This is a genomic window from Delftia sp. WSY_10 (assembly GCF_043104705.1).
GTDB lineage: Bacteria > Pseudomonadota > Gammaproteobacteria > Burkholderiales > Burkholderiaceae_C > Comamonas > Comamonas tsuruhatensis.
Genome location: NZ_JBICKY010000048.1, coordinates 1 through 22,833 on the forward strand (window position 1 = coordinate 1; position 22,833 = coordinate 22,833).

The window sequence follows — 22,833 nt, forward strand, 5'->3', positions numbered from 1 at the left end:
TACAACCCGCAGGGCATCCACCAGGCGATCCGGCTGCCGGGGCAGCACCATGACAGGGAAACGGGGCTGTATTACAACCGGCATCGGTATTACGATCCGGTGGTGGGGAGTTATGTGAATCAGGATCCGATTGGGTTGATGGGGGGATTCAACGTCTTTAGCTACGGGGCCAATGATCCTATAAGAAGCTATGATCCATTGGGCCTCGATTGGGTCAGGTCGGACATCACTTATCCCAGAGATTCTCCAGATCCAGAGAATCCACTCAATTTCAACACAGTGTATTGTGATAATGAGGAAGTGAAAATAAACTCAAATAATGTAGGAAAGTGTCAGAATGCTCTCGGCACTACCGTTGCGCACGAAAATTCTCACAAAGAAGACATATTAAATTCAAATAAAGATATATGCAAAGGAAACAAAGGGATATCTCAAATTGGGACAAGTAATAAGCAAGTCCGTCTTGCCTCAGAAAGAAAAGCACATGAACTGGAAATAGCCATTCTAGAAAATGCTTTAAAGGACCCTCCCGTTGGATGCACTTCATACGGAATCGAAGCAGAGATACGAACTACCAAGAAAGAACTACTGAAAGTCCATCATGGCACCTACCCGAATTAAATATAGACTTGCAACGTGTTTGTTCAAGATGATAATATTGATATTCCTTCCCCATGAATCTCATGGAGAGCCCAAGGAATATAAAAATATCATTGAATATTCTTTGACCTTGAAAGTGGAAAAAAACTCAATAAAAACAAATATTGTAAACAACTCATCAAAGGATATTAAATTAAGAAAAGACTCCCTTCCATCATCTCTCCTTATTCGTGGGATAAATCTTAGCGCCTACTCAGATTCAGAAGAGCTTAAACCAATTGGCTTATTTCTCCCAATTGGAAGCAATTCAGATTTAAAAATAATACCTGCCGGGGGAGAATTATCCGGCGAGATAAACATAAATAAATTAATAAACAATGATTGCTTTCTTTTGAAGAAAAATCCAATAATAATATTCTGGAGATATTCGGCTCAGACTGATGAAGGCATTCTACCGGCTAAAGAGGGAGCCATAAGAATAAGCGACAAAGATGTTTCATGCGATTAACGCATGTTATGAATTTTTCGTCTTGATGGCGAAGCGCCAGACGAGCACAATAAACTTGATGGAAAAAATTATGACTAATGCGATAAGCTCAAAGTACTTACGCGTGAGGAAAAATTAAGGCAATTATGGCAAGGTGGATGAGATAAAAAAAGCACAGGTACCGAATCCGGCTATCTAGAGCGTCTTGTGGATTTCCCACAGAAATCAGTACCTGCATGACTGCTGGCCACATGAGCACAGTAAAGACCAAAGATTGAAGACCACTCAGCTCAGCAGCCGACGGACCAGACCAGCCGGGTGGCCTGGGCTGCAAAGCTGGACCCCTGGGGCAATGTGCTGCAGAAGTACAACCCGCAGGGAATCCACCAGACGATCCGGCTGCCGGGGCAGCACCATGACAGGGAAACGGGGCTGCATTACAACCGGCATCGGTATTACGATCCGGAGCTGGGGCCTATATCAATCAGGATCCTATTGGTTTGAATGGAGGAACGAACATATCAGTGTATGCGCCAGATCCATTGCAATGGATTGATCCACTGGGATTAGTGTGGTGGGCTGATGCAGTGAATAATGGGTTAGGAGTTTTAGGGAACGCGGGCGGTGCAATCGTTGGCGGCGCCTTGCTGGCGGCACCAGAGCCGACCCTGGTAACAAAAGTGGCTGGATCTGCCGTGCTTTCAAAATCTGTATATGGTTTTGGTGCAAGCTGGTATGGATTTACAAGAGCCTTGAGCGATGACCCAAGCTACGATATACCGAGCGATCAATCTTCATTGCCTCGTGCACTCGTTTGTGCTGCTGGATGCAATGATGCAGGCAGAGGGGTTGCAGATGTGATGGATTTAAGCTTGGATTTGGCTGTTGGAAAGATTCCAGTTAATAATAAAATAAAACTATCAATAAAATGGGGCATGGATGTGGACCCACCATGGAAACAGCCTGTCAGCAGTATGTTCACTCCCCGGCAAAACACTGCTCTGGATGTATTGCAAGGAGCGAATGCTGCGCAAAGCATGATGAACTCCGGGTCGTCCATTTGCAAGAAATAGAAATCTATGAAAATAGATCATAAATCATCTTTAGTGCATTTTGAAAAATATTCAGATATATACGCTGGACTTGCATCTATTCTGATGAATTTAATTCTAGTTATTAATTTATTCGAGAATAGTGTAAGTTTATTATTTAGTTTCTTGTTTTACATTTTTTGTGGATTTTATATATTTGGCGCAGGCTCAAGGGAACTAAGAAGAAAAAATACTAGAGGTTATTTCATTTTCTTTTTATTCTATTTAATTCCGTATTTCTTCTCTGGTGTATTTTGTTTATATTTTGCATTATTTAATAATGCTTAAAAAAACCGCGAAGAATTCAAAATATCAATAAGCGTGCAATGATATTTTTATTCAAGTAGTAGCAAAATATGCCTGCACTACACCCAGAATCGTAGCTGCAGACACCTTGGCCCTGCTGGGGCTAGCAGTTCCAATGTGCCACGCACATTCATGCAATATATGTAGATGCAACTGCAGAGAAAAAAGAGAACAGCAATAGCGCATCGCCATCTATCACTACTGCTGCGACCGCCTGGGCACACCCATGGCCCTGACCGACCAGACCGGCCAGGTGACCTGGGCCGTAAAGCTGGACCCTTGGGGCAATGTGCTGCAGGAATACAACCCGCAAGGCATCCACCAGGCGATGCGGCTGCCGGGGCAGGCTCAAGACGCCGCCGCTGCTCGTTCAAATAGAACAAGGTATTGATTATGGTAGATTATTCCCTTATCAAAAATATCGCTTTTGGCATAAAAAAATATGTAGAAAAACAGGAGATTCTACATCTTTCTTTCATGAGAACCCATAGTGATCTTGTGAAGCTGTCAAATATAGAATTTCTTCCTCGTAGCGGATTTGTTTTTGATGAGGAAATGAATAAATGGGAATTTAAAAAGCATGGGTGTGGTTATGAATTCTCTCATGAAGGTACGGTTATTGATATAAATGATTATTTCCTGTCGAATGGAGATTTTTTTAGCGCAAATAGATTATTCTTCTATTTCGAATCGATTAAATTTAATTTCAAAAACCAAGATGCAGACGATGCGATTAAATCTGCCTTGATTTATTTGGAATCTACAGGGGAGATCGTGAAGGTGCTACCAACGGGGTATTATAAGTTCCTTTCATCTTAATGCTGTCATTAATTTAATTATTAATCTGGTTAATAAAGGAGATAAAATCTTATTGATTTTATAAAGTGCATAACACGCTCCAGGGCTACTCACAATCGGCGGGTAACAGGATAGGAAGATATTGAAATGCCTCGCTTGAAATATCCTGAAATGAGGATGGAATTGCTCGGATATTTGAGGAAACTCAAGGATTTGAAGTATCAAATGAGCCTGGGTGAATCAGGACTTTCCTGCAGACATTCAATACGACCATCTTGATTTGGCCATACATTTCATTTTTGACGATACGGATCTTGGCAGTGATGCTCGTATGGCGATCGGTGAGATTCTTCTCGATGAGCAGGAGGCAGCGCTGATGGGGCAGTTGGTGGATGCCATCAATGCCATCTTTGAGGCGTACGGCACGGACATGCCGGACGGCTTCTACATGCAAGTTGCCGAATGGACGAGGGTGGTGGCCTGTGCCGAAAGGGCGTTCGATTGTCTGGAGGAGAGCAACGCCGCTGGCTGCCCCGAGCTGCTGGATTGACACGGGCATGCCTGCCAGCCGACTGGCCGGGGCAAGACCATGGCTGATCGTGATGTCCAGTCGGTGGTGAAGAGTACCGTAGCGTTGCCAGGTTCGTGGAACAACAAGATGTTTTCCACTGGTAGCCCGCCCCCAAACCTGCCGGACAATCCATGGAAACCAAGGCACCGTTCCATGACAACTTCAACCCCCCTTGCCGAACCCGAATTGAGAGCCTTCGCCGCAGCGGCGGCAGAGCAGCAGCGATGCGCGGACTGCGCTGTGCTGTGGAAACCGGGCTGGGAGTCCTTGTCGGGTGCGGACAAGACTTCGCATCTGCAGCAGGTTGGTGCGCTGGGCACGCCGGAGACACGGGAATTGCTTGATGAATACCACCCACAGGGCACGAACCAGTGGTCGCCGGATGCTCCCATCGCCCTGGGCTGGCACCCGTACAACCGCTGCACGCTCTGGCGCTGCCACCATTGCAATGCCGCCTTTCTGCGCTACACGGAGTACGGCGGCTACTACCAGGACGATCGCATCCGGCCGCTGCTGGCGCATCTGATCGTCACGCCCGAGCAGGGCCGCGTCTGAGCGGCGCTGCTCGGCCGGCTCAGGTCCAGTCGAAGGTGAACAGCGCCGTGCGGCTTTCCGGCTCGTAGAACAGCAGGATGCTGTCCGCGCCCGTGGCGCACCAGTTGTAGCCGGCCACGTTGGCCACGTGGAAGAAGGGCTTGCCGTTGCGGGTGATGCGGATGCCGTCGTCTTCCAGTTCATCGCCCATGCCGGCGTTTTCCGCTTCGTCCAGCTGGAAGGCCGGGGGAATGGGCGGGTGGCTGGTCCAGTTGCCGTACCAGATGCCGCCGCCCAGGCTGTCCAGGTAGTCCTGCTCCATGGGCTCGCCCTTGCCGTAGCGCGAGTAGCTGGCCAGTCGGCCATGCTTGGCGTAGTAGGCACTGGCCTTGGCGTGGCTGGCCAGCATTTCGTCGGTGTGCTCGCAGGCGTAGGCGTCCTTGGTGAACTGGCCGCCATGCTGCGGCGCGCGCTGGAAGAAGCCTTCGTTGCCCAGGAAGCGGTAGCGGTTGTCGGGCGTCAGTTCCAGCGCAAACCAGTTGGGGGCGGTGAAGGCGTTGTGGTGGGCTTCGGTCTCATCGCCTATGCAGCCCTCGAAGGGCTCGACGGGGCACAGCATGTGGACCACGGTGCCGGCCAGTTCGGGCCGCACCAGGCCCAGGTCGATGGAGATCAGCGGCAGCAGGTGCTCGGCCAGCCAGGGCTGGTCGGCCACGAAGATGTCGGCGGCGGCGGGGAAGGGGGTGAGGCCCGGCTTCAGTTCGCGGACTTCGGTTTGCTGGGTCAAGAGGAACTCCTGGGTGAGGGGATGGTGGTGCCGGGGGTGATCTCGAAGATGTCCTGGTCCGATGCGGCTGCGCTCTCGTGGTAGATGTCGTAGAGGTACTGCGCCAGTTCGGCGTGGGTGACATCGCAGGGAATGGCCAGCAGGGCGGGCGCGCGCTTGCCGTCGGCGCCGACGTTGAAGCAGCGCCACTGGGCCTGTGCGCGTTCGATGGCGATGATGCGGCCGAAGACATTGAACCGGTATTTTTCCAAGGGAGATCCTCCTGGCGATCCGGCATCGTAGCGGCTGTCGAGGGGCTCATGCGTGTTCTCCCTAGGTTCGTGCCGGCGTTTCGTCTATATATTTCAAACCTAAACTATTCAGGCTTAAAGTTGTTGGGCCTGGATTCTGAACCTGGGGCGTCCTGTGCCGTCGCCCTGCGAGAAAAGGGTTTGCGGTATGAAGATCGTCTGTATCGGTGGAGGTCCCGCCGGCCTGTACTTCGGCCTGCTGATGAAGCTGCAGGACCCCGCCAACGAGGTCACGGTGGTGGAGCGCAACCGGCCCTACGACACCTTTGGCTGGGGCGTGGTGTTCTCGGACGCCACCATGGACAACCTGCGCGAGGCCGATCCGGTGTCGGCCCGCACGATTGGTGACGCCTTCAACCACTGGGACGATATCGACATCCACTTCAAGGGACGGAGCCTGCGCAGCAGCGGCCATGGCTTCATCGGCATAGGCCGCAAGAAGCTGCTCAACATCCTGCAGGCGCGCTGCGAGGACGTGGGCGTGAAGCTGGTGTTCGAGAACTTCGTGCAGGACGACCAGGCGATGGCGCGCGAGTACGATGCCGACCTGGTCATCGCCTCGGACGGCATCAACAGCCAGGTGCGCACGCGCTATGCCGATACCTTTCGGCCCGATATCGACCAGCGCCGCTGCCGCTTCGTGTGGCTGGGCACGACCAAGGTGTTCGATGCCTTCACCTTCGCCTTCGTGCAGACCGAGCACGGCTGGTTCCAGGCCCATGCCTACCGCTATGAAGACGGCATGTCCACCTTCATCGTGGAGACGCCCGAGGAGACCTGGCAGGCCGCCGGCATAGAGCAGATGAGCCAGCAAGAGGGCATTGCCTATTGCGAAAAACTGTTCGCCCCCTGGCTGGACGGCCATGCCCTGGTCAGCAATGCCACGCACCTGCGCGGCTCGGCCATCTGGATCCGCTTTCCGCGCGTGATCTGCAATACCTGGGTGCACTGGAATGCGCTGGACACGCTGCGCGGCCCGCGCAGCGTGCCCGTGGTGCTGATGGGCGATGCGGCGCACACGGCGCATTTCTCGATTGGCTCGGGCACCAAGCTGGCGCTGGAGGATGCGATCGAGCTGGCGCGCAGCCTGCGGTCTGCGGGGGGCATCGAGGCCGGCCTGCGCCACTACGAAGAGGTGCGCAGCGTGGAGGTGCTCAAGATCCAGAACGCGGCGCGCAATTCCACGGAATGGTTCGAGAACGTGGAGCGCTATGCGGGCCTGGAGCCGGAGCAGTTCGCCTATTCGCTGCTGACGCGCTCGCAGCGCATCTCGCACGAGAACCTGCGCCTGCGCGATGCCGCCTGGCTGCAGGGCTTCGAGCGCTGGATTGCCGAGCATGCGGGCGAGACCGTGCCCGAAGGCCGCCGCCCGCCCATGCCCATGCTCACGCCCTACCAGGCGCGCGGCCTGCGGCTGAAGAACCGCATCGTGGTCTCGCCCATGGCCATGTATTCCTGCACCGACGGCGTGCCTGGCGACTTCCACCTGGTGCACCTGGGCGGGCGCGCCATGGGCGGCGCGGGCCTGGTGATGGTGGAGATGACCTGCACCTCGCCCGACGCGCGCATCACGCCCGGCTGCCCCGGGCTGTGGAACGACGAGCAGGCGCAGGCCTTTGGGCGCATCGTTGATTTTGTGCACGCGCAGGGCGGGGCGCACATTGGTATGCAGCTGGGGCATGCGGGCCGCAAGGGTTCCACCCAACTGGGCTGGCAGCAGATCGACCATCCGCTGGAGCAGGGCAACTGGCCGCTGCTGTCGGCGTCGGCACTGCCGTACTTGGAGGGGCTCTCGCAAGTGCCCCGCGCCATGACCCGCGCCGACATGGACCGCGTGCGCGAGGACTTCGTGGCCGCCACGCGGCGCGCCGCGGCAGCGGGATTTGACTGGCTGGAGCTGCACTGCGCCCACGGCTATCTGCTGTCCAGCTTCATCTCGCCGCTGACCAACCGGCGCGACGACGAATATGGCGGCAGCCTGGACAACCGCTTGCGCTTTCCGCTGGAGGTGTTCGAGGCGGTGCGTGCAGCCTGGCCGCAGGACCGGCCCATGTCGGTGCGCATCTCGGCCCATGACTGGGTGGAGGGCGGCATCACGCCCGACGATGCGGTGGAGATCGCACGCCGCTTCAAGGCGGCGGGCGCCGACATGATCGACTGCTCCTCGGGCCAGGTCAGCCCCGACCAGAAGCCGGTGTACGGCCGCATGTACCAGACGCCGTTTGCCGACCGCGTGCGCAACGAGGCCGGCATACCGACCATTGCCGTGGGCGCCATCTTCGAGGCCGACCATGCCAACGCCATCATCGCCTCGGGCCGGGCCGACCTGTGCGCGCTGGCGCGTCCGCACCTGGCCGATGCCGCCTGGACGCTGCGCGAGGCCGCACGCCTGGGCGCCCACGATGTGGACTGGCCGCCGCAGTACCAGCCCGGCAAGCGCCAGTTGGAAACCAACTTCGAACGCGCCGCCGCCATGGCGCAGTTGGACGCGAAATGAAACTACACCCCCTGAGTCGCTTCGCGCCTTCCCCCTCTCTCGCTTCGCGGGAGGGGGACGACACCGTCGGTGCGGGGCGGCCCTTCCTCGGCGTCCCTCGCTGTGTGGCGCGCCGGTTTCATAGGTTGCGGGTGGCTCGCATCGCCACGGGTGATTGAAATGACCATATCTTTGAATCTTCTTGAAGGGCGCCACGCCCTGGTGACGGGCGGGGCGCGCGGCATAGGCCTGGCCTGCGCGCGGGCGCTGCTGGCGCGCGGCGCGCGGGTCACGCTGCTGGGACGCGATGGTGCGGCGCTGGATGCTGCCGTGCGCGAGCTGGGCGGCACGGCACCGGCAGCACAGATGGTGCAGTCCGTGCAGGCGGATATTGCCGACGAGGTCTCGGTGCGCCAGGCCTTCGCGCAGGCCGAGGCGGCCTTCGGCCCCGTGCAGGTGCTGGTCAACAACGCGGGCCAGGCCAGCAGCCAGAAGTTCGAGCGCACCGATGCCGCACTGTGGCAGGCGATGCTGGCCGTCAACCTCACGGGCACCTTCCACTGCATGCAGGCCGCGCTGCCGGGCATGCTGGCTGCGCGCTGGGGCCGCATCATCAATGTTGCCAGCACGGCAGGGCTGATCGGCTATGCCTATGTCAGCGCCTATTGCGCGGCCAAGCATGGCGTGATCGGCCTCACGCGCTCGCTGGCGCTGGAGACGGCGGGCAAGGGCGTCACGGTGAACGCGGTCTGCCCCGGCTATACCGAGACCGACATCGTGCGCGGCGCCGTGGCCAACATCGTGGACAAGACCGGCATGACTGCGGATGAGGCCCGCGCCAGGCTGGCCGAACGCAACCCGCAGGGCCGCCTGGTCCAGCCCGAGGAAGTGGCCGAGACCGTGGCCTGGCTGGCCCTGCCGGCGTCCGCCTCGGTCAACGGCCAGTCCATTGCCGTCGATGGCGGCGAGGTGATGACCGGCTGAACCCGGTCCACCCCCGTTTTCTGAATTCTTGATGGAGACACCATGAGCACCCAGCCCGAAGAACACAGCATGAAGCACCACAAGCGCCCCCTGGCCGGCTACGAGGCCAGGACCTTTGTGTGGCAGGTATCGGCCGACGGCAAGATCGGCACCATCACCCTGAACCGGCCCGAGCGCAAGAACCCGCTGACCTTCGGCTCCTATGCCGAGCTGCGAGACCTGTTCCGCGCCCTGGTCTATGCCACCGACATCAAGGCCGTGGTGGTCACGGGCGCGGGCGGCAATTTCTGCTCGGGCGGCGATGTGCACGAGATCATCGGCCCGCTCACCAAGATGAGCATGCCCGAGCTGCTGGACTTCACGCGCATGACGGGCGACCTGATCAAGGCCATGCGCGCCTGCCCGCAGCCCATCGTGGCGGCCGTGGACGGCATCTGCGCGGGCGCGGGCGCCATGGTCGCGATGGCGGCCGACATGCGCCTGGGCACGCCCGCGGCGCGCACGGCGTTTCTCTTCACCCGCGTAGGCCTGGCCGGTGCCGACATGGGCGCCTGCACGCTGCTGCCGCGCATGATCGGCCAGGGCCGCGCCTCCGAGCTGCTGTACACGGGCCGCGCCATGACGGCCGAGGAGGGCGCTGCCTGGGGCTTCTTCAATGCCCTGCATGGCGCCGAACAGATCGGCGAAGCCGCCCATGCGCTGGCCGCCCAGCTGGCCGCCGGCCCCACCTTTGCCCATGGCGTGACCAAGAAGCTGCTGCACCAGGAATGGAACATGGGCGTGGACGAGGCCATCGAGGCCGAAGCCGAGGCCCAGGCCATCTGCATGCAGACGCGCGACTTCCACCGCGCCTACGAGGCCTTCGTGGCCAAGCAAAAGCCCGTCTTCGAAGGAAACTGAAAATGCGTGATTCCTCCTGGCTGGACTGGCCTTTCTTCGACGACGCCCACCGCACGCTGGCGCATGAGGCCGATGCCTGGTGCGCCCAATCCCTGGGCGATGTGGACCACCACGATGCCGATGCAGCCTGCCGCCAACTGGTGAAGGCCCTGGGCCAGGCCGGCTGGCTGCGCTATGCCGTGCCGTCCGGCCCCGGCGGCGCCTGGGGCGGGGCCTTGCCCGAGGTGGACTCGCGCGCGGTCTGCATCCTGCGCGAGACCCTGGCCCGCCATGAAGGCCTGGCCGACTTCGCCTTTGCCATGCAGGGCCTGGGCAGCGGTGCGATATCGCTCATGGGGTCGGAAGCGCTGCGCCAGCGCTACCTGCCGCGCGTGGCGCGTGGCGAGGCCATTGCGGCCTTTGCGCTGTCCGAGCCCGATGCCGGCTCCGACGTGGCCGCCATGGCCTGCGAGGCGCGGCTCGAAGGCGACCACTATGTGCTCAACGGTGCCAAGACCTGGATCTCCAACGGCGGCATTGCCGACTTCTACTGCGTGTTCGCCCGCACGGGCGAGGCGCCGGGGGCGCGCGGCATCAGCGCCTTCGTGGTCGATGCGGACACGCCGGGTTTCTCCATTGGCGAGCGCATCGAGCTGATCGCGCCGCACCCGCTGGCCACCATCCGTTTCGACAACTGCCGCATACCCGTGTCGCAGCGCCTGGGCGAGCCGGGGCAGGGCTTCAAGCTGGCCATGATGACGCTGGACATCTTCCGCGCCTCGGTGGCCGCCGCCGCACTGGGCTTTGCGCGCCGCGCGCTGGACGAAGGCCTGGCACGCGCCAAGTCACGCCGCATGTTCGGCCAGACCCTGGGCGACCTGCAACTGACCCAGGCCGCGCTGGGCGACATGGACACGGCCATCGACGCATCGGCCCTGCTGACCTACCGGGCCGCCTGGATGCGGGATGTGAAGAAGACGCGCACCACGCGCGAGGCGGCCATGGCCAAGATGACGGCCACTGAATCGGCCCAGGCCGTGATCGACCGCGCGCTGCAGATGTTCGGCGGGGCGGGCGTGGTCTCGGGCATGCCGGTGGAGACGCTGTACCGCGAGATCCGCGCGCTGCGCATCTACGAGGGCGCGACCGAGGTGCAGAAACTCATCATCGCGCGCGAGCTGCTCAAGGCCTGAGCGGCAGGCTGCCCATTCAACGCAAAGCCAGGGAACATCGCATGCAAGCCTCCGCCCACATCGATACTTTCGCCCGGGACAACCTGCCGCCGCCCGACCAATGGCCCGAGTTCCTGCTCGACGGCCCGGACGTGGCCTATCCCGAACGCCTGAACTGCGCGGCCGAACTGGTCGATGCCATGGTGGCGCGCGGCCATGGCGACCGCGTGGCCCTGCGCTGGAGGCAGGGCGCGGACCAGGCCGCCATGACCTATGCCGAACTGCAGGCGCTGACCAACCGCATCGCCCATGTGCTGGTGGAAGACCTGCAGCTGGTGCCCGGCAACCGGCTGCTGCTGCGCGGCCCCAACAACGCCATGATGGCCGCTTCCTGGCTGGCCGCCATCAAGGCCGGGCTGGTGACGGTGCCCACCATGCCGCTGCTGCGTGCCAAGGAGCTGCAGCAGATCATCGCCAAGGCCCGGGTGCAGGCCGTGCTGTGCGATGTGCGCCTCAAGGACGAGGTGCAGCTGTGCCTGCAGCCCGGCCATGAACACCATTGCCCGGACCTCTCGCGCGTGCTGTATTTCAACGATGGCGCAGCCGACGCGCTGGACGCCCTGGCCGCAGCCAAGCCCGACACCTTTGCCTGCTGCGACACGGCGGCAGACGATGTCTGCCTGATCGCCTTCACCAGCGGCACCACGGGCGCGCCCAAGGGCTGCATGCATTTCCACCGCGACGTGCTGGCCATGTGCGACCTGTTCCCGCGTCACGTGATACGGCCCGGCCCGGACGACATCTTCTGCGGCACGCCGCCGCTGGCCTTCACCTTTGGCCTGGGCGGGCTGCTGTGCTTTCCGCTGCGCGTGGGCGCCAGCACCGTGCTGGCCGAAAAGCTCACGCCCGAAGGGCTGCTGCAGCTGGTGCAGGATTTCCGCGCCACCATCGTCTTCACCGCGCCCACCTTCTACCGGCAGATGGCGGCGCAGGCAGCGCGCTTCGACCTGTCGTCACTCAGGAAAAGCGTCTCGGCCGGCGAGGCCCTGCCGGACGCCACGCGCCAGCTGTGGAAGCAGGCCACGGGCATCGAGATGATCGACGGCATCGGCGGCACCGAACTGATCCACGTCTTTGTCTCCAGCCCGCCCGAGGAGGTGCGCGCGGGCGCCATCGGCAAGGTCGTGCCCGGCTATGTGGCCCAGGTGGTGGATGACGACATGCAGCCCGTGCCCGACGGCACGCCCGGCCGCCTGGCCATCAAGGGGCCGACCGGCTGCCGGTATCTTGCCGACGAGCGCCAGAAGCGCTTTGTGCAAAACGGCTGGAACCTGCCCGGCGACACCTTTGTGCGCGACGCCGACGGCTATCTGTTCTACCAGGCGCGCAATGACGACATGATCATCTCGGCCGGCTACAACATCGCCGGCCCCGAGGTGGAGGACGCACTGCTGCGCCACGAGGCCGTGGCCGAATGCGGCGTGATCGGCGCACCCGACGACGAGCGCGGCCAGGTGGTCAAGGCCTTTGTGGTGCTCAAGCCCGGCTTTGCGGCCGGCGACGACATGGCGGCCACGCTGCAGGCCTTCGTCAAGGCCAGCATTGCGCCCTACAAGTACCCGCGCGCCATTGTCTTCGTGCCGGCCCTGCCGCGCACCGAGACCGGCAAGCTGCAGCGCTTCGTGCTGCGCAAGATGCCGTGAGCGCGCGCCATGGCCTCCGCCTTCGTCAGCCAGGTGCAGGTGCTGTTTCGCCATTGCGATCCGGCCGGCATCGTCTTTTACCCGCGCTATTTCGAAATGGTCAACGACCTGGTGGAGGAATGGTTCGACAGGGGAATGGGCCTGCCATTCCACACCCTGCATGTACAGCGCCAGGTGGGCACGCCCACGGTGTCGGTGCAATGCGATTTCACGGCGCCCAGCCGCTGGCACGACACGCTGCGCCAGGTATTGGAGGTGCGCCGCATCGGCGGGGCATCGTTCCAGTTCGATGTGCGTTTCGAGGGGCCGGACGGCCAGCGACGGCTGTCTGCGCGCATGACCATCGTCACCATGGATTTGCGCAGCATGAAGGCCACGCCACTGCCGGCCGACCTGCGCGAGCGCCTGCAGGCCTATCTGGTGCCGCAGGACGGTTTTACGGATTCAACGAGAACAGGATGAAGCAATGAAGACTCTGCAACCCCCGGACTGGCTGGCGCCACGAGGCTATGCCAATGGCATCCTCACCGAAATGACGGTCGGCTCCCGGCTGGTGTTTGTCGGCGGGCAGATTGGCTGGAACGGCCAGCAGCAATTCGAGACGGACGACTTTGCCGGACAGGTGCGGCAGGCGCTGGCCAATATCGTCGCCATCCTCGCCGAAGGCGGCGCCAGGCCCGAGCACATCGTGCGCATGACCTGGTATGTGACCGACAAGCAGGAATACGTGGCGGCCTATCCGGCCATTGGAAAGCACTACCGCGAACTGATCGGGCGGCATTTCCCCGCCATGACGGCGGTGGAGGTGGCGGATCTGGTGGAAGACCGGGCCAAGGTGGAGATCGAGGTCACGGCGGTGGTGCCTGCATGACGCACCTCTGAGCATGTGCCCGCGCATGTGCGCCGCCGTGCGGGCGGGCCCACGCGCGGCAGGGACTCACTTGATTTCGAACAGGGTGCGGTCCTTGCCCAGGATCCAGTTCGGCGGCTTGCCGCGGCCGGTCCAGGTCTTGCCGGACTCGGGGTCCTGGTACTTGGCGGGGGCGCTCTTCTTGCCATCGGGCTTCCAGGGGAAGACCTGCTGTGCCGTGAAGCCAAACTCCCGGACCAGTTCCTGCACCGATGCCAGAGCCGCTTTGGACTCCAGCTTGCGGGCCTCGTCGATTTGCTGGTCGAGCAGTTTTTTCTGGGCAATCAGCTCTTGGTATGTAGTCATCTTGATAGAAGAATTTCTAAGTGCGGCTATTTGTCGAAAACTGCGCAGCAAGAACAACGACCCGGAACTCTTTACGCAATGGTCAAGGTTGGTGCATGTGCAGTGGGGGATGAAGATATCACCGTAAGTATAAATACTGATGATGTGAGCGTTCTATGGGGTGTAGACAGCTTCTTCTCATGCCTGGGCATATTCCGAGGCGATCCGCATTATATCCAGCAGCATCTTGATAACCGCCAGTTTACAAAAGCTGTTGCGTCTTTGTTACATTTGCAGAGCATTGTGGTTGGCGCTTCCTCCTCTGGAGAGGGCGTGCTGGCATGCTTTTCCTGGGCAGCCGCGACGAGGTGATCGTACAAGTTCCCATTTCAGAACCGGTTGCGGGTGCTGATTTTGTTTCATCAATCGATTTTATTTATCGATTTATAAAATAAATTACATGTGATTCGATTCTGCTATTTAATCTTGCGATTAACACGCGTTGTTTCATTTGTCTTGTCGATTGGCTGGATAGATTTTTTGTATTGCGAGGATTGAATTCCTGGCCGTGGTTTGAAATATCTTCCGCCGATATCGCGTAAATTCATGAGCCGTTGATTGCCAGGCCATTGCAGTCCCGAGAATGCCTTTGGGGCTGATTCTTCAGGCGCAGTTTCGCGGCCCGGCCATGCCCGCCAGGCAGCGGGCGCGTACCGAACGCTTGATTGGCGTGCCACCAACAGCCTGTTAGCATCGCCGCACTACAACGATCCACACCCTGGCAGACATGGCAAGAAGGCAGACCAGCGCCCACGACGGCAACGAGACCCGCGAGACCCTTCTCAAGCTGGCCGCCCGCACCTTCGGTGAGCAGGGCTACTCTGCCACCACCATGCGCAACATTGCCGAGCAGTCCGGGATCGAGGCCGCCAGCATCTACTACCACTTCGCCTCCAAGGAGGAGCTGGTGGACGAGGTCATGGAGCAGGGCGGCAACCGCATCATCAGCCAGCAGCAGGAGCGCCTTGCCGCGCTGGGCGCCGACGCCACGGCCGAGCAGCGTTTCCGCGCAGCCGTGCTGGGCCAGATGGCGGGCCTGATCAAGCATGGGGACTTCGCCCTGGCCCACGGCCGCCTGCTGGGCCAACTGCCCGACAAGGTGCGCGAACGCCAGATCAAGCGCCGCGAGCGCCACCAGAAATTCTGGAGCGGCCTGCTCGAAGACCTGCGCGCCGAAGGCCGCCTGCGGGCCGATGCCGACATCCACCTGGCGCGCATCATGATCCTGGGCAGCATCAACTCCATACAGTCCTGGTTCAACCCCCGCAAGGGCTCGCTGGAGAAGGTGGCGGACCAGATCTGCGACATGTTCTTCCGGGGCGTGGGGCCCGCAGATCAATAGGCACAATGCGGGAAATCGCCAGTCGGCTGTCACATGCCTGTGCCATATTGCCGCGCTGTCTCCGGGGCCCGTGCTGAAAATGCCGGCGGACAGTTAACGATATTGAATTGTCAATAGTAAGATCGCCGTCTTATGCGTCTGCTTGTTTTGCGCCTGCTATTGCTGGCCGTGTTCTTCAACACGGCCATTGGCATGCCCCTGCACGGCGCAACGCATATCCGGCAGGCGGCGGCAGCGCCCGGCCAGGCGTTTGCCGGCCTGAACGGCTGCGAGGACAAGGCGCCGGCCGGTGAAAAGGCGGAAGCCGCGGAAGCCCTCTGCGTCTGGTGCATGGGCCATGCACCGCATGCGGCGGCCTGGCTGCCGCACTTCGGCCTGCCGCTGGCCGTGGCCGCACCGCCTGAGAGGGTGCCGCCGCGCACCGTGGGCGGCGCCATCCCCTCGCAGAACCGCTGGGCCTTTGCATCGCGCGACCCGCCGCGCTGAATCCGCAAGCACTTTTCTCCTTCTCTGCCGCCGGCACCCGTTGGTGCTGGCGGCATGTCCGTGTTTGCGCGCGCCGGCTTCTGATGCCGGCGGCATGCGCCCGTGCCCGTTTTCATCATGACTGCCTTCTCCATCCTCGCGAAGCCGCTCCCCGGCCTTCGCCCGCTGCCGCTTGCCCTGAGCGCTGCCGCTTTCTTCTCCACGCCCGTGCTGGCCCAGGGCCCGGAACAACCTGCGGCATCCGTGCCGTCAGCGCCGTCGCCCCAGGAGCAGACCCTGCTGCCTGCCGTGGAAGTCGTGGGCCGCACGGCCTCGGGCGCCTATCACACCGATGAGGCGGCAGGCGCCAAGACCGACCTGCCGCTGCGCGAGCTGCCGCAGTCGGTGCGCGTGATCACGCGCCAGGCCATGGACGACCTGGGAGCCACCAAGCTGGACGATGTGCTGGACTATGTGGGCGGCGTCTCGCGCCAGAACAACTTTGGCGGCCTGTGGGACAACATCGTCATTCGCGGCCTGCCCGGCGATCAGAACGTGGGCATGGCCACCTTGTTCAACGGCTTTTCCTCGGGGCGCGGCTTCAACGCGCCGCGTGATCTGGCCGGCGTGGAGCGCATCGAGTTCCTCAAGGGCACGGCCGCTGCGCTCTACGGCAGCAGCGAGCCGGGCGGCACGCTGAACGTCGTCTCCAAGCGTCCGCTGTGGACGCCTTCGCATTCCGTGGAAGCCTATGCGGGCAGCTACGGGCTGCGGCGCGGCGCGCTCGACAGCACGGGACCGATTGGCGAGAACTTTGCCTACCGGCTCAACATCGCCGTGGAGGACCGCGACAGCTTCCGCGACTTCGTGGGCGCCAGCCGCCAGGTGATTGCGCCGGCCTTCACCTGGAAGCTGGGGCGCGATACGGTGCTGGAGTACTCGGGCGAGCTGCTGCGCCACAAGACGCCGCTGGACCGTGGCGTGGTGGCCGTGGGCGACCGCCTGGGCGCCATCTCGCGCAGCCGCTTCCTGGGTGACCCGCGCGACGGCGATGTGACGGTGGAAAACCGCACGCACCAGTTCATCCTCTCGCATGAGTGGAGCGCGCAGTGGCGCAGCCGCCTGGGCCTGTCCTACCGCGAGACCTCGATCAACGGCTTTTCCACCGAACCCCATGCGCTGCTGGCCAATGGCGACCTGACGCGCCAGCGGCGTTTCCGCGACTACCAGTCCGACGATATCGCCGTGCAGGCCGAGCTGCAGGGCACGGTGAAAACGGGCACCGTCGAACACGAGCTGCTGCTGGGCCTGGAGAGCTTTCGCTTCGACATGGATACGGTGATGCTGCGCGCCAACCCCACGGCGGCCAATCCCTATGCCATCAATATCTACAACCCCGTCTACGGCGGCACGCAGCCCGTGCCCACGGCCAATACCGATACCTTCGAGCGCCAGCGCAACACGGCCTTCTACCTGCAGGACGCCATCAAGCTCTCTCCCCAGTGGCGCGTGGTGGCCGGCCTGCGCATGGACCGCTATGACCAGTCGCTGCACAACCGCCGCACGGGCGCGACCACGCAGCAGGACCCGACCTCGACCTCTCCGCGCCTGGGCCTGAGCTGGCTGCCGCTGCCGCAATGGACCTTCTATGCCAACGTGGGCCGCTCGTTCCGGCCCAACGTGGGCGTCGATGTGGCCGGCGCGGGCTTCAGTCCCGAATCCGGCCGCTCCATGGAGCTGGGCGCCAAGTGGGAAAGCGCCGACCGGCGCATGGGCGCCACGGCCGCGCTGTTCGACATCCGCAAGCGCAACGTGCTGACGGCCGACCCGGGCAACGCCGGCTACTCGGTCTCGGCCGGCGAGATCCGCAGCCGGGGGCTGGAGTTCGACTTTGCCGGCCAGGTCACGCAGCGTTGGCGCCTGAATGCGAGCCTGGTGCTCAACGACGTGGAGATCTCGCGCGACAACACGCTGGAAGTGGGCGGGCGCCTGCTCAACGTGCCCAAGGTCAACGGCAGCGTGCTGGCGGTCTACGAAAACGCCTTCTCCAACGGCCAGCGCTACGGCATTGGCGGCGGCGTCACCCGCGTGGGCAAGCGCCTGGGCCAGGCCCGCACGCAGGCCGAGGCCGACGCTGGCAAGGCGGCCTTCGATCTGCCCGGCTACACCACCGCCAAGCTGGTGGCCTACTGGCGCATCAGCCCCACGCTGCGCCTGACGCTGGACGTGGACAACCTCTTTGACAAGACCTACTACACCAGCTCGTACAGCCGGCTGTGGGTGACGCCGGGCACCGCCCGCACCGTCACCGTAGGCCTTCAAGCCAAGTTCTGAGCCCCGCCATGCATCCATCCCTTCCTGTTTCTTCCAACCCCACTTCTGCCTCCTCGCCCGTGCTCCAAGCACTGGGCGCCGTGGTGGACTATGGCGAGCGCACCATCCTCCAGGGCCTGGACCTGGCCGTGCATGCCGGCGAGATCTATGCGCTGCTGGGCGCCAACGGCGCGGGCAAGACCACCACGCTGAGCCTGTTCCTGGGCTTTGTGCGGCCGCGCAGCGGCCAGGTGCGCGTGCAGGGCGTGGACCCGGTGACGGCTGCCGCGCAGGCGCGCGGCCTGATCGCCTATATCCCCGAGAACGTGGCGCTGTACGAGCACCTGAGCGCGCGCGAGAACGTGGCCTATCTGCTGGACCTGGCGGGCCAGCCCGCCAGCAGGGATGCCATCGGCCAGGCCTTGTCCGCTGCAGGGCTGGATGCGGCCGCGCATGACCGGCGCGTCTCGGGCTTTTCCAAGGGCATGCGGCAGAAGGTGGCCATTGCGCTGGCGCTGGCACGCAAGGTGCCGGCACTGCTGCTGGACGAACCCACTTCGGGCCTGGACCCGCAGGCCACGGCCGAATTCAGCCGGCTGATCACGCAGCTGCGCGGCCAGGGCGTGGCCATTCTCATGGTCACGCACGACCTGCTGGGGGCGACCGATGTGGCCGACCGCATGGGCTTCATCGCGGGCGGCAGGCTGGTGGAGGAGGTGGCGGCCCGTGGGGAAGAGCGCTTTGACGTGCGGGCACTGCACCGCCACTACGCGGGTACAGGTACGGGTGCGAGTGCAGACGCAAACGCACACGCACACGCACACGCACACGCAGACGCAGGCGCAGGCGCAGGCGCAGGCGTGCAGGGGGCCGCGGCATGAGCACGGCCTGGACCATTGCACGCGAGGAATGGCGCCTGCTGCTGCGCGACCGCGTGGCCGTGCTGGGCATGGTGCTGTGGCTGCTGCTCGGTGCTACTGCCGCCTTCACCGCCTGGGACCAGCGCAGCGCGGCCCAGGCCCAGCGCGAACGCCACCAGTCGCAGGTGGACCACGAGTTCGAGGCCCAGCCCGACCGCCATCCGCACCGCATGGTGCACTACGGCCATTTCGTGTTCCGCCCGCTCAATCCGCTGGCGGCCTTCGATGCGGGCATAGACGCCTACACCGGCCACACGCTGTTTCTCGAAGGCCACCGCCAGAACAGCGCCAACTTCGGCGATGTGCGCCAGTCGTCGCTGCTGCTGCGCTTCGGCCAGCTCACGCCGGCCTTTGTGCTGCAGGTGCTGGCACCGCTGCTGCTGATCTTCGTGGGCCATGCCTGCATCGCGCGAGAGCGCGAGGCCGGCACCTTGCGCGTGCTGCTGGCCCAGGGCGTGGGCATGCGGCAGTTCGTGGCCGGCAAGCTGCTGGCGCTGACGGGCGTGGCGGCCCTGGTGCTGCTGCCCGCCTTGCTGGCCCTGGCCTGGATGGCGGTGGCCACGCCCGTGCCCATCAGCCTGGTGGCCGCGCTGGCGGCTGGCCATGTGCTGTGGCTGCTGCTGTGGGCCGTGGGCATCACCGCGGTCTCGGCCCTCATGCGGCGCGGGCGCGATGCCTTGCTGGCCCTGCTGGCCGCCTGGGCCATTGGAGTGGTGCTGGTGCCCCGGCTGGCGCCGGAGCTGGTGGGCGCGGCCCTGGCATTGCCCACGCGCTTCGAGACCAACATCGCCACGGCGCGCGAGCTGGCGGCGCTGGGCGACAGCCACAATCCCGACGATCCCTACTTCGCCGCCTTTCGCGCCAAAGTGCTTGCGCAGTACGGCGTGTCGCGTGTGGAGGATCTGCCCGTCAACTACAAGGGCCTGGTCGGCATGGAGGGCGAGCGGCTGACCAGCGAGCTCTTCAGGCGCCATGCCGAGGCCAGCTTCGATCTGCAGGCCCGGCAACTGCGCAGCGCCGACGGCTTTGCCCTGGTCAGCCCCTTGATTGCGCTGCGCCGCCTGTCCATGGCCGTGGCCGGCACCGACCTGCAAGGCTATCGGCGCTTTCTGGAGCAGGCCGAGCAGCATCGCTACCGCATGGTGCAGGCGCTCAACCAGCTGCAGGTGGACAAGCTCAGCTACGCGGGTGACCGTTCCAGCCGAGACAACCGCATCAGCCACGAGCACTGGCGCGGCGTCTCCGACTTCCATCACGAGCCCGATCCGCCGCTGGCGGCCTTGCGCCGCGCGGCACCCGCAGCCTGCGTGCTGCTGGGATGGCTGGCGGCGCTGGCGGCCGCCTTGCTGGTGGCCACGCAACGTCTGGGGAGGGTGGTGCGATGAGCTGGCTACGACATGAATGGCGTCTTCTGACGCGCTCGCGCCTGGCGCTGTGCGCCCTGGCCCTGCTGCTGTTGCTGTCCACGCTGGCCGTGCTGTCGGGCCTGCGCGAGATCTCGTCGCAGCGCCAGACCCTGGACCGTCTGGCCCAAATGCAGCAGCAGGAAATGGCGGCCCAGGCAGGTCGGCATGCACAGTCCGGCGATGCGGGCTCGGTGGCCTACTACGGCTTTCACAGCACCTGGGATGCACCGTCGTCCACGGCCTTCCTCGCCCTGGGCCTGCGCGATGCCGCGCCCTATGTGCTGCGCGTGCGTGCCCTGGCGCTGCAGGCGCAGCTGCATGAAGGCGAGAGCTTCAACCCCGAACTGGCGCTGGCGGGCCGCTTCGACTTCGCCTTTGTGCTGGTCTACCTGGCGCCGCTGTTCCTGATTGCACTGCTCTACGACCTGGTCTCGGGCGAGCGCGAATCGGGACGCCTGGGCACGCTTCAGGCCATGCCCGGCAGCGGGCGCCGGCTGTGGCTGCGCCGTGCGGGCCTGCGTTCGGTGCTGTTGCTGGCATGCCTGGCGCTGCCGGCCCTGGCAGGGGCATTGGCCAGCGGGGCGCAGGCGGGCGCCATCGCCTCCGTGCTGCTGAGCGCCACGGCCTATGTGGCCTTCTGGAGCGGGCTGTGCCTGGTGGTCGCCACGCTGGGCGGCAGTTCGGTGGCCAACGCCATGGCCCTCATGGGCTGCTGGGCCGTGCTGACCCTGGTGCTGCCCACGCTGGCCAATGCCGCGCTGTCGCGCGCCGTGCCCGTGAGCCAGGGCGTGGAGCTGATGCTGGCCCAGCGCCAGACCGTGCATGGTGCCTGGGACCTGCCGCGCGAGCAGACCATGGAGCGCTTCTTCCGCAACCACCCCGAATGGCGCAACACCGCGCCGCTGCCTGCGGGCTTTCACTGGAAGTGGTACTACGCCTTCCAGCAGCTCGGTGATGAAAGCGTCGCCCCCCAGTTCGCCGCCTATCGGGAAGGCCTGCAGGCGCGCCAGGCCTGGACCGGGCGACTGGGCTGGCTGCTGCCCGGCGTGGGCGTGCAGGCCGCATTGCACCGCCAGGCCGGCACCGACCTGCTGGCGCAGCTGGCCTACCAGGACGACATTGCCGCCTTCCATGCGCGGCTGCGGACTTTCTTCTATCCCTATCTGTTCGAGGACCGTCCATTCGGCGCGAAGGACTTTGCAGCGCAGCCGGTCTTCACGGCCAGTCCGCGCCATGCGCCGCAGACCTGGGGTCAGGTGGCGATGCTCTGGGCGGTGGCTGCGCTGGCCTTGCTGGCCGGGGGCGTTGCCGCAGGCCGCGTGCGGCCGGGCAGGCGCTGAGGCAGCGGACCGGGGAAAAAGAAACAGCCATGGCGCAGGGAAGGCCTGCGCCATGGCTGTCGGCTTGCCGATGCCTGGGCCTGAGGCCCGGGGCCCGCCGCTACTGCACGTTCTGGTGGCAGTCGCTGCAGATGCCGTACATCGTCATCTCATGGCGCTCCACCACAAAGCCTTCGGGCACGATGCGCTGCATGTCGCCAAGGCAACCGGGCACGTTGAACACGCGGTTGCAGCTCATGCAGCGGAAATGGTGTTGATGGGCGCGGCCGCTGAGTTCGTAGCGCGTGGCCTCGCCGGGCAGGTCCACGGCCTGCACCTCACCGGCTTCCATCAATTGCTTGATGTTGCGGTACACCGTGGCCAGACCGATGGCCGGCACCTCGCGCTGCGCTGCGCCCAGGATTTCAGCGGGGAGCAGGGGGCGCCCAGCCTCTTCCATGACCGTGCGTATCGAACTGCGCTGGCGGGTCGAGCGTTCCATTGGCCTGAACAAGCGCTCCACGATGGGCTGAGTGTGTCTAGTCATGGTAGTTCCGTTATTTACTATAACAATCTCGACGCGATTAATCAGTGTTCACGAACGCTCACAGCCGAAATGGAACTGTGCCTGCCTGTAGCTCCTGCAAGCATGGGGATGCAATCCCTGCAACGATTCTTTTCTTCAAAGAGAAAAAATCACATCGGACGGACAACAGGTATTCCATTCTTGCGGTTTTGCGCGAGTATATGTCGTGAGCATTCGATGGACCTTGTGCGAAGGTTAAATACCATAGCCGTCCACAATGCTGTAATGGGATGTAATTGATCTATTGTCTGAAGAATGCTTGAAACAAGGGTTGTGCGGGACTTCGCGCAGGTCCTGAATCCGACGGTAACTGCTGGAGACGCGATGCAATGGATTGCATGGGCAGTGTATTACCGATTCAAGCAGATTGCCTCAATGCACCTCGTTTGTCCATCATCCATTCCCTGGAAGAAAGGTGCGGCCATCCCGTAATGGTTCATGTCACCCCATGTCGATTCAGCATCCGGGCACCATTTGCCGAGCAGTCGCTTCGTCGTGAATTGCGTGGTCAGAAAACATCAGCCAGCTCCTTGGCCACGATGCGGGAAT

The 22,833-nt window shown here is 62.7% G+C and carries 22 protein-coding genes and 2 pseudogenes; 20 read left to right on the forward strand and 4 right to left on the reverse strand.

All coding sequences use genetic code 11. From position 1 onward, the window contains the following. The 7 genes and pseudogenes from ACF8ML_RS19195 to ACF8ML_RS19225 form a co-directional block, all read left to right on the forward strand. The coding region (locus ACF8ML_RS19195; protein ID WP_392407672.1) for an RHS repeat-associated core domain-containing protein at positions 1 to 621 on the forward strand (621 nt) is incomplete at its 5' end. Further along, positions 602 to 1,108: a hypothetical protein gene (locus ACF8ML_RS19200; protein ID WP_313282588.1), complete on the forward strand. Its 507-nt coding sequence runs from the start codon at positions 602 to 604 to the stop codon at positions 1,106 to 1,108. The genes ACF8ML_RS19195 and ACF8ML_RS19200, both read left to right, overlap by 20 nt. Positions 1,109 to 1,387: 279 nt before the next feature. After that, positions 1,388 to 2,160: pseudogene (locus tag ACF8ML_RS19205) on the forward strand (RHS repeat-associated core domain-containing protein); the annotation flags it as partial. A gap of 505 nt (positions 2,161 to 2,665) precedes the next feature. Then, positions 2,666 to 2,872 (forward strand): annotated as a pseudogene (locus ACF8ML_RS19210) (RHS domain-containing protein); the annotation flags it as partial. A gap of 5 nt (positions 2,873 to 2,877) precedes the next feature. Then, positions 2,878 to 3,303, forward strand: coding sequence for a DUF6896 domain-containing protein (locus ACF8ML_RS19215; RefSeq protein ID WP_392407673.1), 426 nt, complete (start codon positions 2,878 to 2,880; stop codon positions 3,301 to 3,303). Positions 3,304 to 3,517: 214 nt separating this feature from the next. Beyond that, positions 3,518 to 3,832, forward strand: a complete 315-nt coding sequence (locus ACF8ML_RS19220) for a hypothetical protein (protein WP_392407675.1) — start codon at positions 3,518 to 3,520, stop codon at positions 3,830 to 3,832. 174 nt (positions 3,833 to 4,006) lie between these two features. Then, on the forward strand, positions 4,007 to 4,408 hold the full coding sequence (locus ACF8ML_RS19225) for a hypothetical protein (RefSeq protein ID WP_392407676.1): 402 nt from the start codon (positions 4,007 to 4,009) through the stop codon (positions 4,406 to 4,408). Between the two features lie 19 nt (positions 4,409 to 4,427). Here the strand turns inward: ACF8ML_RS19225 and ACF8ML_RS19230 are convergent, their stop codons facing one another. Both ACF8ML_RS19230 and ACF8ML_RS19235 read right to left on the reverse strand, forming a co-directional pair. Further along, positions 4,428 to 5,174, reverse strand: coding sequence for a hypothetical protein (locus tag ACF8ML_RS19230; protein WP_047327553.1), 747 nt, complete (start codon positions 5,172 to 5,174; stop codon positions 4,428 to 4,430). Next, the gene (locus ACF8ML_RS19235) at positions 5,171 to 5,425 is read right to left on the reverse strand and encodes a hypothetical protein (protein ID WP_017407498.1); all 255 of its coding nucleotides are present in this window, start codon (positions 5,423 to 5,425) and stop codon (positions 5,171 to 5,173) included. Before ACF8ML_RS19235 ends, ACF8ML_RS19230 begins: the two co-directional genes overlap by 4 nt. A 187-nt stretch (positions 5,426 to 5,612) precedes the next feature. On the opposite strand from ACF8ML_RS19235, the gene ACF8ML_RS19240 reads away from it, so the two are divergent. The 7 genes from ACF8ML_RS19240 (at position 5,613) to ACF8ML_RS19270 (ending at position 13,549) form a co-directional block, all read left to right on the forward strand. Continuing rightward, on the forward strand, positions 5,613 to 7,961 hold the full coding sequence (locus ACF8ML_RS19240; RefSeq protein WP_392407677.1) for a bifunctional salicylyl-CoA 5-hydroxylase/oxidoreductase: 2,349 nt from the start codon (positions 5,613 to 5,615) through the stop codon (positions 7,959 to 7,961). A 159-nt stretch (positions 7,962 to 8,120) separates the two neighbouring features. Continuing rightward, a complete protein-coding gene (locus ACF8ML_RS19245) occupies positions 8,121 to 8,924 on the forward strand; it encodes an SDR family NAD(P)-dependent oxidoreductase (protein ID WP_392407678.1) in 804 nt (267 codons plus the stop codon). 42 nt (positions 8,925 to 8,966) lie between these two features. After that, positions 8,967 to 9,824: an enoyl-CoA hydratase family protein gene (locus ACF8ML_RS19250; protein WP_392407680.1), complete on the forward strand. Its 858-nt coding sequence runs from the start codon at positions 8,967 to 8,969 to the stop codon at positions 9,822 to 9,824. A gap of 2 nt (positions 9,825 to 9,826) precedes the next feature. After that, positions 9,827 to 10,996, forward strand: coding sequence for an acyl-CoA dehydrogenase family protein (locus ACF8ML_RS19255; RefSeq protein ID WP_016450633.1), 1,170 nt, complete (start codon positions 9,827 to 9,829; stop codon positions 10,994 to 10,996). 41 nt (positions 10,997 to 11,037) lie between these two features. After that, the gene (locus ACF8ML_RS19260; RefSeq protein WP_016454672.1) at positions 11,038 to 12,678 is read left to right on the forward strand and encodes an AMP-binding protein; all 1,641 of its coding nucleotides are present in this window, start codon (positions 11,038 to 11,040) and stop codon (positions 12,676 to 12,678) included. Positions 12,679 to 12,687: 9 nt separating this feature from the next. Beyond that, on the forward strand, positions 12,688 to 13,140 hold the full coding sequence (locus ACF8ML_RS19265; RefSeq protein WP_016450635.1) for a thioesterase family protein: 453 nt from the start codon (positions 12,688 to 12,690) through the stop codon (positions 13,138 to 13,140). A 4-nt stretch (positions 13,141 to 13,144) separates the two neighbouring features. Then, positions 13,145 to 13,549 carry a RidA family protein gene (locus ACF8ML_RS19270; RefSeq protein WP_016450636.1) on the forward strand — a complete coding sequence of 135 codons (405 nt, stop codon included), beginning with the start codon at positions 13,145 to 13,147 and terminating at the stop codon, positions 13,547 to 13,549. A gap of 66 nt (positions 13,550 to 13,615) precedes the next feature. On the opposite strand, the gene ACF8ML_RS19275 is transcribed toward ACF8ML_RS19270, so the two are convergent. Continuing rightward, complete coding sequence (locus ACF8ML_RS19275; RefSeq protein WP_016450637.1) at positions 13,616 to 13,894, reverse strand: H-NS family nucleoid-associated regulatory protein; 279 nt, start codon at positions 13,892 to 13,894, stop codon at positions 13,616 to 13,618. Positions 13,895 to 14,660: 766 nt separating this feature from the next. Here ACF8ML_RS19275 and ACF8ML_RS19280 point away from each other — a divergent pair. The 6 genes from ACF8ML_RS19280 (at position 14,661) to ACF8ML_RS19305 (ending at position 21,719) form a co-directional block, all read left to right on the forward strand. Next, positions 14,661 to 15,275: a TetR/AcrR family transcriptional regulator gene (locus ACF8ML_RS19280; RefSeq protein WP_016450638.1), complete on the forward strand. Its 615-nt coding sequence runs from the start codon at positions 14,661 to 14,663 to the stop codon at positions 15,273 to 15,275. A gap of 132 nt (positions 15,276 to 15,407) precedes the next feature. Continuing rightward, entirely contained in the window at positions 15,408 to 15,761 is a 354-nt protein-coding gene (locus ACF8ML_RS19285; RefSeq protein ID WP_016454673.1) for a hypothetical protein, read from the forward strand. A gap of 117 nt (positions 15,762 to 15,878) precedes the next feature. Beyond that, entirely contained in the window at positions 15,879 to 18,074 is a 2,196-nt protein-coding gene (locus ACF8ML_RS19290; RefSeq protein ID WP_016454674.1) for a TonB-dependent siderophore receptor, read from the forward strand. A gap of 8 nt (positions 18,075 to 18,082) precedes the next feature. Then, positions 18,083 to 18,934 carry an ABC transporter ATP-binding protein gene (locus ACF8ML_RS19295; protein ID WP_392407681.1) on the forward strand — a complete coding sequence of 284 codons (852 nt, stop codon included), beginning with the start codon at positions 18,083 to 18,085 and terminating at the stop codon, positions 18,932 to 18,934. Continuing rightward, complete coding sequence (locus tag ACF8ML_RS19300; RefSeq protein WP_392407682.1) at positions 18,931 to 20,358, forward strand: DUF3526 domain-containing protein; 1,428 nt, start codon at positions 18,931 to 18,933, stop codon at positions 20,356 to 20,358. Before ACF8ML_RS19295 ends, ACF8ML_RS19300 begins: the two co-directional genes overlap by 4 nt. Beyond that, positions 20,355 to 21,719, forward strand: coding sequence for a DUF3526 domain-containing protein (locus tag ACF8ML_RS19305; RefSeq protein ID WP_016450442.1), 1,365 nt, complete (start codon positions 20,355 to 20,357; stop codon positions 21,717 to 21,719). The genes ACF8ML_RS19300 and ACF8ML_RS19305 overlap by 4 nt, the downstream gene beginning before the upstream one ends. 100 nt (positions 21,720 to 21,819) lie before the next feature. Here the strand turns inward: ACF8ML_RS19305 and ACF8ML_RS19310 are convergent, their stop codons facing one another. Then, on the reverse strand, positions 21,820 to 22,245 hold the full coding sequence (locus tag ACF8ML_RS19310) for a transcriptional repressor (RefSeq protein ID WP_392407683.1): 426 nt from the start codon (positions 22,243 to 22,245) through the stop codon (positions 21,820 to 21,822). Positions 22,246 to 22,833: the final 588 nt, after the last annotated feature.